Below are 11949 nucleotides of genomic sequence, written 5' to 3'. Positions count from 1 at the left end.
CTAGGTCTTTTTTTCACCTGTCATTTGATATTGCACTTCATGTGTTAATCTAAGCTTTATTTAATAGAATTATTTTATTAGTTAGAAATTAAAACTATAAACCACATCCACTGCATTTTCCGCTGCCGAAGTAGCCTCTATATAAATACGGTGGGTCAATTGATAACGCAGTGATAAGGTACTTTGCGAATTAAATACGCCTACCCCATACCTAATATATAAATCTGGGGTAATATAACCAGTAACATTCACATTGGTATCACTATCTGTACCTGATGCGTCAATTGTTAGTCGTTCAAGACCAAAAGCATTTCCGATACTGTTAGTTAGTCCACGTGTCCCTGTTAATCCCAAACTTAAACCCGCAGCAGCTAAGTTATTGGTTACTTCAGACTTAAAGCCTTCTTCACTGATCTGTGTCGCGCCAGAATTTGAAATACGACCCGTTACAAGCGCATTCATAGCTTGCTGCTGAGTTAAACCTGCGTCATTAAATACCACGATATTTGGTTCTGAAACTCTACCTTTTACTCTTACGCCCACGGTACGACCTTCGATTTCTTTATCCGCCTCGATACTTACACGTGGGTTGGTTACGTCCCCATTAAAGCGTACCTGAGCATAGTTAAGCTCAAGATTTTGACCAAATGCGTCTATAGTACTACGACGACTAACTTGGACAACGCCTAAGGCATTCATTACGCCCTGTCCTTTTTGGGTAACATGTATAGCGCCCGCTAACGGTAGGACTGCTCCAAAGCCTCGGAAATAAACATCTTTACCCAAATCTACACCAATGTCAGCATTGATCGACCAAGGTTTTGAGATAGCCAAAACCTCTTCAATATTACCAATAAGTGCACGGTTTAATACCACTACATCATCAGACTTAGTCACTACTTTTTCATTAGCTTCGGGTGGTCTAATGGTTGCAGTAGGAACAGAGACCGCACCCACTATATTGACATACTGCTGTAAAGGCTTAACGATAATATTAAGATCTGGATTGACTTCTGCATACAGTAAAGGCGGCTGAGTCAATACCAAACGCTCGCCTGTTACCCTCAATTTAGCTTGTAATTCTTGCTGCCAATCTATTGTACCTGATAGTTCGCCCTTGCCTTCTCCACTTAAGAAAGTACCTTCTAGGCTAGCCTTTTGACCTCTAATCTTGGCTTTAGCATTAATATCTGTCAGATTGATCGGTAAGTCTAACATTGCTACTGTGGCATTTCTAAGATTTACATCTCCATAGAATACAGGGCTTTTTAGTGTACCGCCTAAACCACCTGCCATAGTGATATTACCTTCAAGTCTGCGCATGCCAGGGAAGAAGGGTTTTAAAATGGCTAAATTTAACTCATTTAGTACTAAAGCACCAGATAGTGGTTTATTTTCCTTGTAAGGATCAATCACGACATCTGCATATCCTTTAGCACCATTTCCATTGTCAATATCAGTTCGTAGCTTTAGACCTTCCTCAAAAGATCTAGCAATAACTGAAATGCGCTTATAACCTACCGTAATTGGCTTATCTTGACCTTCTTGAATCATGCCAAATTTACCATTATCAGAATATAAAGTAGCATTTATAACAGGTTTGATGCCTTTGCCCCATTCAACGACGGCCTTACCGTTCAGGCTTGCTTGCCAACTAAGATCTTTTGGCATAAAGGGTGCAAATAAAGAGGTATCAATTTGTTGAATGGCTAAATTAACCTGTCCTTTAGTAGTGGAAGCAATTAAATTCTCACGTAAACAAATTTTACCTGTCTGGTCAATGGCCTCCCAACAATGAGCAGCTAATTGTACTTCAGGGGTTTTACCCCCATAAGAGACAATCAATTGCGCAGGTTGGCTTTGGGCCAGAGTGGCAAATTTAGTAGATATTTGACCATCCCCGACCACCCCACGCCACGTATTATTTTTACGGTCAAGTGTCCCTTTTATAGTAGCTTGTAGCCCAACTTCATTGTTAGCATTGGTGGTATCGCCTTTAAGCGTTAGAGTATGATCTTGCTCAGTGCCATTAAATACCGCATATATATTTTCAAACTTACTTCCGGATGCTTGTAAACCGTTTGCCATAACAACCAAAGTACTAGGACGCTTAGCTAAATCTACAATCTTCCCCTTTATCACACCCTTATCTAATAGGAAACCAGGTAGTGCCAGCTTATCACCCGTTAGATCAACGTAGATAGTAGGCAAAGCTTGTCCTTTATCCTGAATTAAAGTAAAACCGCCTAATACAGAGCCCGAAAAGTTTTTATTAATCTGACGTAAATCTTGAATACCTACTTTGGCCTCAAGATGCTCAGCATTGCCATTAGCAACTACTTGATTGTCACCCCATTTTAATAACAAATTATTAGCATTTAAGGTCTCAACGACACTTTTAACGTTTTGAACCTTCCCATTGGTATCATTTGATTTTAATACAGCAAAATACTGATTCATGTTCTTAGGCAGGTGTAAGGTAGTCTTAAGACTACCTTGAGCCAATAGCGGCTGGCCATCTATTTCACCACGCAATGCCATATTATCTAAAGTAATACGCTGTATGCTATCTTTCCATAAACCTGTACTAGATAACTTGCCAGTAATGTTACTCGGCACATCTTTGACAAAATAACTTAGGTTAAAGTCATCCATAACCGCATTAATATCCCAAGCGATGCCATCTCTAACATCCACCTTACCTTTTGCTATAATACTGCCTGCTTCGCCAACATGACTTAAATTACGAATATTAATAGAATGCGCGTCACCGCCAGCATCAATGATCAATTTACCTTTTGGCAATTGAGGCGTATCGATTGAACCATTAAATTTTACGTTAAAGTCACGTAAATCTCCGAGCTTGGTTTTATTGTCTCGCCATTTACCTGATGTTTGTAAGTCACCAGTAATAATACCTGACGTTTGTGGAGCAAAGAATCCAATGTTAAAGCGATTGGTGTTTGCTTTAATATTCCAGTTAATACCATCTATTAGGTTCACATTGCCTGATGCAGTTACGTCACCTGCTTCACCAGTATGCTTAAAATTTCTGATATTGATATTCTTCGTTGTGCCATTGGCATCGACTATAAAGATACCCTTTGGTACCCCTTGAGTCGCTACCTTACCGTTAAACCTGGCATCAAAGTTTTGTAAAGATCCATTGAGCACATCAACTACGCCATCACCACGTCCCTTAATATCCACATAACGATTTTCTGAAGACTTTTTGCCTGTTTTAGGATTAGTAGAATTGACTTTAGTAGTTAATATTGAAGATAAGTCGGTTGAATTGATAGTTAATACGTGACGTTGACCTTTAATCAGCTTGCCATTTATACGACGAGAAACATCTATCATTTTACCTGTAGCGTTAATATTGCCTTCCAAACGATTAACAGGAATTGAGTCATTAAACACTTGGGGTCTTAACTCTTTGGTTTTAGCATCAATGCTCCATGTTAAAGGCGAGTTTTTGGTTGCCAATAAAATACTACCTTTACCGGCCAAATCCCCTATAACCCCATCGTAATTTAAGTATTGTAGGTCAATTTTATTGCCGTACTTATTCAGTTTAACTTGATAGTCACCAGCAGGCGCAATATTTAGTTTATTGATCTCAGCGTTTGCGGTTACCCACAGTCTTTCATCTCGCAGCGTAACATCAGCTACACCACTAGGGCTGTCGATATCACCAACTTGAGGCACATTATTACGACGTAAATTCTTCCAACTGGCATCTACATACCAAGGCGATTTAAATCGAGGATTTTTTGGCTTGGCACCTTGAACAACTTTTGCCTTAATCTGCTCTCCATCACGTTGTTGAAGATTGGAATTGATTTGCATCAGGTTATCTTTATTACGCAATTGATATACCACAGCCAGCTCGCCATCTAAATATTCTGGGGCGTAAGGCGCTGCATTTTTTGGCAGTAAACCCCGTACCTTATAATCTTTACTATAAAGCATGGCTTTGGCAGTAAATACCTTATCCCAGTCAAGCACGCCTCTGGCCAATAAATTACCTTCTGGTGTCGTGGCAGTTAACTGCTGTATCAGCATTTTTTTGGTATCAATAATATCGGCACGAGCTTGATAATGGCCACTGGGAATGTCTTTAGCTACTAAATCGCTATTGATACGTAAGTCAATATCAGAGATGACACCCGAGGCAGTAGCCATACCGTTGGTGAGACGAATTTGCTGACCTTCAGCATATGGCAGGTCAATTTTATCCCAATTTAATTTGGCTTCAAACGGCGCATTGTCATCTAGACCTTGAACAGTAAATACACCGTCGACATTATTGTTGTTATATTTACTATGAATCTCGCCATAGGTACGTTTTACGCTACCCTTAGCCTTAATTTCGATAGGATCGACATAGACTTTTTGTAGTTTATTTACAGTCGCAACTGCTGATAAATCTAAAGGATAATTGCCTTCTAGAGTGACAGATCCATTTAAATCAGCTATTTTAACAATATCACTGTACTGCAAGTTGCCTCGACCTACATTGACTTTGGTACCTATCCAATATAAATCTATTGCACTAATATTCGTAACTTCAATAGGATCTCTTTGAGCTTGGTTGTAAATAATTTTGTTGATATGCGCTTTATCAAAACGTAAATCAACCGGTAGCTCGTATTTTTTGTACTTGAACGGATCACCAGAGGGCGGCATGCGGTTTTCGATGACGATAGTTTCAATATCTGCATCACGTAAATGTACCTGTCTAGCAAATAGTGCACGCCAACCAACTTTTACGAATGTATTTAAAAAATGAACATCCACATCTTTTGACGCGCTCATAGTAATATCTTTTATTTTTACCCCATCAAGTAGGTTGCCCTCTTGATACTTTAACTTAACCCCAGTTTCTGAAACTATTTTTTCAAGAATAAACTTAGTGCCCCTTTCGGTTCCTGCCATAATGTAAAAAGCTATACATATGATTAGAAACAACATCAACAACAAAGCCAATAACTTTATCAAAAATGATAAAGGATAGTGGTGTTTAAGCCGCTCAGCATCTCGCTGAGCAGGGTCTTTTTGTTGATTAGGATCAGGAGCTTGCGAAAGGGTCATGGGCTTAGTAACTTGTTTTATATAGGATAAGCCTAATAAAGCTTAATAAAAATACTGCTCAGTAGCTAAATAAAAAACCTACCGAACAATTTATAACGTAAATTAATCTAGCAATGAATACTTAATAGTTAATTTTCAAATACATTCGAACAAAACTTGAAATAGTTAAAGTTTAACAGCCTGCTTTCATAAATGACATGAAGTAATATTTCAGTAAATCAATGAATCGTAACCGTATTATAATAAGTCTTCAATGCTTACTTAAAAGATAGCACCTACTGTAGCGGTGACCCAATGAAGAAATGGAGTCGAACAGGGATGCTATCTTCTAAAACCCCTGCCGCTAAATCTAATCGAACCATACCTACCGGAGATGCCCAGCGTACCCCGAAGCCAACCCCTAATTTGGTATCTGCCTCAAAGTTGGTATCATAAGCGTTACCCACATCAGCAAATACAGCGCCTCTTAGGCCAGGCTTAAACTCGTAATTGTATTCTGCACTTCCTACAGCTAAGACTTGTCCGCCTACTAAATAACCATTTTCAAGAGCAGACAGGCTATTATAATCGTATCCTCGAATACTACGGTCGCCACCAGCAAAGAAGCGAAGTTTATAAGGCACATTATTAAAATCATCTGCCCAGATATAACCACCATCTAAACTTGCAACAACTTGATGCTTTTTCATTTCACCAAAGCTATATACTCCACTCACGCCAGCTCTCGCAATGGCCATATCGGTATCGGTTAAAGCACTCTCTGAACCTGCTTCAATAGAATAATATTGGCGCCATCCTTTGGTAGGATTCGTGACACTGTCGGACACTGTCTTATCTAACTGATAACCCAATAACAATGCTTCTTGATCAAACTTCGCCCCTTCACGGTTAAAGGGAATGGGTAATTTTTGACGATCTGTACCAGTGACCCCACTTTCTAATTGGTCTTGACGGTAACGTAGAGAATAAGTCCGATTCCACCCAGTATCACTACGTATATTACGTGCTATACCCGCCTTAATGGTGGTGGTATCTAGATCCAAGTTACCTTCACCCTGATTGATAGTTTCTTGCTCATAGCTGATATTGGCTTTCAGTGTATCGTCTAAAGGATGCTTCCAAGGACGGCTGGCATGCACATTGATTGATTTATTGATTTTTGAAGCGCCGACACTGATACCCGCTTGATACCCATCCCGATTAATTAGGTTGTGCTCCATACGGGCAACTGCACGAACTCCTGTATCCGTACCATATCCTATACCTAAGTCTACATCTCTAGGCTTATCAGCAGTTACAAACACATATAAAGGCACTGACTTACTTTCGGCCACCTCCTGTGGTGTTTTACGATTGGCCAGAACGGTTTTGGATAAATCCTTTGGTAAATTGCTAGTATTTGAAAGAGGATCTTTTTCATCGGGGAAAATTTTCTGTACTGTATTACTTATAGCATTTGATATTTTACCCAGTAAGTTTTTAGATTCGTCTTTAGTTTCATCAAGTACTCTATCATCTGGCAGAAGTGATAAACGTTCGGCTTTAGCAGTGATTTCTTGAAGCTTGTCAGTTGTTTCTTGATCCACTGAATATTCAATAGGAGCGAACTCACTACTGCCTCCAGTCAAGGCTTGTGGGTCTATAAGATTACCATTTTTATCATAAAGCACATCTGATCCATCAGCAACTAAAGGCGTGTTATCCTTATTAGCTGAGTCGGATTTTTGATCTGTATTGTTAAAACCCAAGGTGGCATTACTAACCTGAGGTCTAATGGTTTCAACGTTTACAGAGTTAAAATAACGGGTAGCCGATAAATCATTGGTAAACTTGGTGACGTCTGGCCCATAAAACTCATCTCCAACTTTGAATTTATGCAACTGATGCAATAACTCTGCTTTAACCGGGAGTTTATCGGGATCTGTAGTTAACTGCCCAGTCTCTTTATCAACTGTAAAAAATATCACATTATCAAAATGATAGCGCTTACCTGTGTCATAGACCAAATCCACATCAGCCGTATTATCCGGTAGAATGATATCTACTGATTTGTTCAGCCATTGACCATCAAAGAAACCAAACTGATCCTTTGTGGTTTCAATGCGCTGTTTGGTTTGCTTATACTCACCATGATTAAAAATTTCATCTATTTGAGGCGGCGCATCTTTTTGAATAGCCTTAAACTCGGTCAAAGCCTCGCCTTCGCCACGTATATCAATATTTCGGCTATTAACCTTTACTGGATCACCAAGATGTTCAATAATAACTGCTACTTGATCGGAGCCAACTCGTTTAAAGCTCATTTTAATGTCATAATACCCGACAGCTTGTGCCGCATTCAAGGCTTCTTGATGCAGTTTTGGAGTAACTGCAGTAAAGTCAGAGATAGACTGAACTGTAATATTTTCCATCGCCGCTTTAATATTTGTCGCAGGTTGAGTGTTTTTATCTGCTTCGATTAGTTTGGGATTAGTTTGAGATGCTCCCTTATTTTGCTGCATATAAATCTTTGCTTTGATTCTTGGTAGAGCAGCATAGCCATCATTAAACAAACGGTTATATAATCCCTTGAAAAATCCAGGCTCGGCTTTTGTATCATCAAAGCCCTTATCTTCATTTGAATCAACCGATGATGTTAAATCTTGATTGGGATCGCCTTGGTGCTCTGGCAATTGGTACTCTGGCAAATAATCGTCAGGATTAATCCCTGAATCTTGACCATTTTTTTGCTGTGCATCAACGACTACTGATTCTGTAATCTCATTATCAGAGTTTACGACGCTGGATTCAACCTTGCCGATGGGGGTGTTTTTTACCGCTTGTAGTGCAGCAGTTTCTGCAGCATTGGCCTCACCTTTATCAGGGTTTACGGTAACGTCTTTAGCCTGATAAACCGGCTTTGTCGCCTCTAACTGCTCTTTAGTGTCATAGTCGTTACTAGGATCGTCAAGCTGAATTCCTAATGTATCTTGATTAGTTGGGGTTATTTGTGTGGTGACATCAAGCTTGGTGTCAAAACCTATTGGTGGCTGAGTTGAGTCTAGTCGTGCTACTGGTTTGTCAAATCCTTGAGAAACTTCGGTGGCAACTTGAGATAGAACCTGTTCGATTTGCTGTGGTGATTGCATTACTGGCGCACTTGCCAAACTTTCACCAACCTTGCTATCAGTCTGTAGTCCTTTATCAGAGAACACGCGTTCAAAAATCTCTTCACTATTTTCATTTTCATTAATTTTTTTAGGTAATGCGCTTTTGCTACTATTGTTTTTTTTAGTCTGATTAGAGTTGAAAGGTTTAGATATTGGAGAGTTTAATGTTTCGCGCTGATAGTCCTCAAGCACACTAGGGTCAATCAATCCTTTTTCGACTGCATTTTTTAATTTTAGGGCAATAAGCGCTTCATCAAGTTGATCTTGCGACTGTACTTTAGACTGAGCTAAATTCGGATTGTATTGCTCGTTTTCAATACTTGCAGGCTTCGTCGGTCCCTCCGCATAAGCTACTGTTGTAACAAAAGCTTGAGCCATGAGGCAGACTGATAAGCCATATGCAAGTTTAGAATAGCGAAAAGGCAGGGTTTTAATACCGATTTCGCTCTTGTAAAAATTACCTTGAATTGATATCTGTCTTTTAGCTAGCCGCTTCGCTAGCACCCCATTGCAATTCATGTTAGGCATTACTGCTCTCTTATCTATGCTAGATTACTTAAAGGACTCTTCACTATAGACTAACGTCTTAACCTTAATCCTGCAAATGTGATTTTGCTGCAAATGCTATTTTATAATCAAAAAAAACAAATTTAACTTAGTTGTGATAAATTGTGGCTATTATACTTATCTTTAAATAATTTAAATCTTTAAATATATTTAATCTCCAATTAGATTTAATCCTTAATGGATTAAAATTAAATTGAAATTATATTAGGAAGCCGGTGTATGGCATCACAATTTTCGCTTTTTCGCAGCCGTCGTTTCACCCCAATGTTTTTTACTCAATTTTTGGGTGCATTTAATGACAACTTTTTCAAACAGGCTTTATTATTAGTCTTGACCTATAGCGCTGCAGCCAAACTTGGATCTTCAGTTAGTTTACTCAATAACTTAGCCGCCATGTTGTTTATTTTACCTTTTTTCATATTTTCTGCGCTGGCTGGTCAATTGGCTGATAAATACGAGAAATCAAAGCTTACCTGGTATATCAAACTGTTAGAACTTGTCATTATGGTATTTGCAGCCTTTGGTCTCATATTTGAAATTTACTGGTTGTTATTTTTAGCTCTATTTTTATTAGGCGTACAATCTACTTTCTTTGGTCCTATAAAGTACGCTTATTTGCCACAAGCGATGCATAAAGATGAATTGGTAGGTGCCAATGGGTTGTTTCAAACCGGCACTTCACTGTCTATATTAATAGGCATGATGGTGGCAGGCTTATTTACCCAATTGGACAATCACTTATACTGGATTAGTGCCATGGCACTATTAATCGCTGCACTCGGTCTACTATCAAGTAAATTCATTCCGAACATGCCAGCGGTTCAACCTGATCTTAAAGTCAACTGGAACATCTGGAGCACCAGTATGGATACCATTAAGTATCTATATTCGTTGCCTTTGTTGTTCTTTATCATTATGGGTAATAGTTGGTTTTGGTTCTATGGGGCTACTTTTTTAACTCAGACGCCTGAGTTTAGTAAAGTAATATTAAATGGTAATGAATCAGTGGTTATTTTTCTATTAACTCTATTTTCTGTTGGTGTGGCGACTGGGTCCTTACTTTGTAAAACCTTAACCAAAAACCAAGTTAGTTTTAAATTATTACCCTTTGGTATTGCAGGTCTGAGTTTGTTTGCCATTGACTTATATTTTTCACTATCTGCGTTAAATGTGAATACTACCGCTTTATTGGGTATCGGTGAAATTTCTAACGTTAATGGAAGTTGGCGCGTATTTGCAGATTTATTCTTTTTAGGGTTTAGTGGAGGTATTTACATTGTCCCCCTTTATGCAGCCATGCAGGCCTACTCGCCTATCAGTCATAGAGCTCGTGTTATTGGTGCCAATAATATTTTTAATGCGATATTTATGGTGACCTCTGCCATTTTTGCTATTGTGATTTTAAACTTACTAAAGCTATCTTTACCGCAACTGTTCTTCATCACGGGCTTAATTAACATTGTATTTGGCGTATTTTTATATTTTAAATTAAATAAATATAAAGACGCTATGCAGATCCAAGAAGACACCTTAATTACGTAATTTAAGCAGCTTTGCCACCTATAATTCGTTTTATCACAAATTAAAAAATTTAATTAAGTAATGTTATAAATGAATAAAAGCCAATCCTTAGAGTTGGCTTTTTTAATACTGATTTATATTAAGGTATTATGATTACAATCAAATGTTAGCTGATTCAATACTTGTAGGGATTAACTATGATTGTTAAATTAATTTGATTATTAACAATAGCTACTTATGGGCTTTAAACTAACTTTAGCTCAATGAAATTAAGCTAAATGAATTTATTTAACAGGATAAATTATCTTATACGATTGATACGTTTGGTTAGCATAATAGCTACCGGAATGGCTATTAAAGCCCCTACAACAGCCGTACTAATAATATGTGGAATGCCGTCATATCCTATCACTAAAGCTATAACCATAAGCACACCAATGATCACAGTAGCTGTCATACTCCATATCATACTAAGCAGTTGCCAGTTCATATTAAACCTCCCACTTTATAAAGATTATAGGTTTATAACTATCTATTAGTTTGTAACTATCTAAAAGATTGTAAGGATCTATAAGTTTAATTCACTCATGATTTACAACTATCTATTAAGATTGTTAAATTTAATGTAATAGTTATCTACATATAGTTATACACTAAAACCTTACTTTCTTTAAGGGTTTTTACAAAAATTCTTTAACATCTATAGTCGGCTTATCTTGAAGAAAAATTGCAATTAAAATGTTATGATTTAAGAAGGCTTGATGACGCTATTCAAATAGCTAGTATTAGCAAATGTTTTCATCATTGATGATAAATGTTTTTTGATTGTTGTCTATAGTTAGTTGAGTGCTATCTATAGTTTTAATATTGTCTATAGATAGTATGGTTGGATTATTAATTGATAAAGGCTATTACATGTCGCAAGTCTCATTTATTCCTGTGCCCTACTTCCAATTTGTACCACAGGCATTAGATTTCGACTTAACTCAATGCAACTTTAAGGTTGTTCCTAATAAGAAAATCCATCGTCATTGTCCTTTCATCATTATTGATGCAGATTATATTAATGAACCCTTGATGAATGTGGCTGTAGCTTCTTTGCAAGAAGAGTCAGCAATAGTATTGGATGACCCTAAAGCTAAAAACAGTAGGTTAGACGAAATTAGTGCAGACACCTCTACTGAGTCCATATCCGTTAGTCTATGCACCACTGAAGATAACGATAACGATAAAATCATACAGCATAGTAAAAATTCTAATACCATTGATGCTGAACTTTATCTCAAAAGTTCTGATGAGCTATCTAAGGAAGAAAAGTTAAAAATAGAAAAAGAAGCACAGCTTGAATCTTATAAGCAATTTTTGGCTGAGCAAAAAAGCCAAGTTTCTATCGACTACCCTGGTGTGCGGGTAGATATAGAAGCAAACGCTCTGCCTAGTCGTATGTATTTTATTATGAATGCGCTTTCTGCCATAATTGCCAGCTATGGGCTGGTAATAAATTCCGCAGCAGTGGTTATCGGCGCTATGTTAGTGGCTATGATGCTAGGCCCTATTAGTGGCGCAGCTTTGGCCGTTATTGATTATAGAGCGCCCTTATTAAAAAAATCTTTAT

General features: G+C 37.9%; 4 protein-coding genes and 1 pseudogene. 2 read left to right on the top strand and 3 right to left on the bottom strand.

What is annotated here, in order from left to right:
- Window positions 1-81: 81 nt before the first annotated feature.
- Window positions 82-5097 (bottom strand): translocation/assembly module TamB domain-containing protein, encoded by a 5016-nt coding sequence (locus QZ265_RS06970; RefSeq protein WP_296404727.1) that lies wholly within the window; start codon window positions 5095-5097, stop codon window positions 82-84.
- A 275-nt stretch (window positions 5098-5372) separates the two neighbouring features.
- Window positions 5373-8774, bottom strand: coding sequence for a BamA/TamA family outer membrane protein (locus QZ265_RS06965; protein ID WP_296404725.1), 3402 nt, complete (start codon window positions 8772-8774; stop codon window positions 5373-5375).
- Window positions 8775-9032: 258 nt separating this feature from the next.
- Here QZ265_RS06965 and QZ265_RS06960 point away from each other — a divergent pair, with 258 nt between their 5' ends.
- Window positions 9033-10355, top strand: coding sequence for an MFS transporter (locus QZ265_RS06960; RefSeq protein ID WP_296404723.1), 1323 nt, complete (start codon window positions 9033-9035; stop codon window positions 10353-10355).
- A 280-nt stretch (window positions 10356-10635) separates the two neighbouring features.
- Here the strand turns inward: QZ265_RS06960 and QZ265_RS06955 are convergent, their stop codons facing one another.
- Window positions 10636-10824 carry a hypothetical protein gene (locus QZ265_RS06955; protein ID WP_296404721.1) on the bottom strand — a complete coding sequence of 63 codons (189 nt, stop codon included), beginning with the start codon at window positions 10822-10824 and terminating at the stop codon, window positions 10636-10638.
- A gap of 425 nt (window positions 10825-11249) precedes the next feature.
- Here QZ265_RS06955 and QZ265_RS06950 point away from each other — a divergent pair.
- Window positions 11250-11949: pseudogene (locus QZ265_RS06950) on the top strand (exopolyphosphatase); the annotation flags it as partial.

Source organism: Psychrobacter sp. (genome assembly GCF_018260395.1).
Classification (GTDB): domain Bacteria; phylum Pseudomonadota; class Gammaproteobacteria; order Pseudomonadales; family Moraxellaceae; genus Psychrobacter.
Note: the sequence above shows the minus strand (reverse complement) of the source record. Positions and strands in the feature narration are given on the sequence as shown.

Excerpts from the sequence above, each read along its gene's own strand:
- QZ265_RS06970 (WP_296404727.1), bottom strand. The coding sequence starts at position 5,097 with ATGACCCTTTCGCAAGCTCCTGATCCTAATCAACAAAAAGACCCTGCT.
- QZ265_RS06965 (WP_296404725.1), bottom strand. The coding sequence starts at position 8,774 with ATGCCTAACATGAATTGCAATGGGGTGCTAGCGAAGCGGCTAGCTAAA.
- QZ265_RS06960 (WP_296404723.1), top strand. The coding sequence starts at position 9,033 with ATGGCATCACAATTTTCGCTTTTTCGCAGCCGTCGTTTCACCCCAATG.
- QZ265_RS06955 (WP_296404721.1), bottom strand. The coding sequence starts at position 10,824 with ATGAACTGGCAACTGCTTAGTATGATATGGAGTATGACAGCTACTGTG.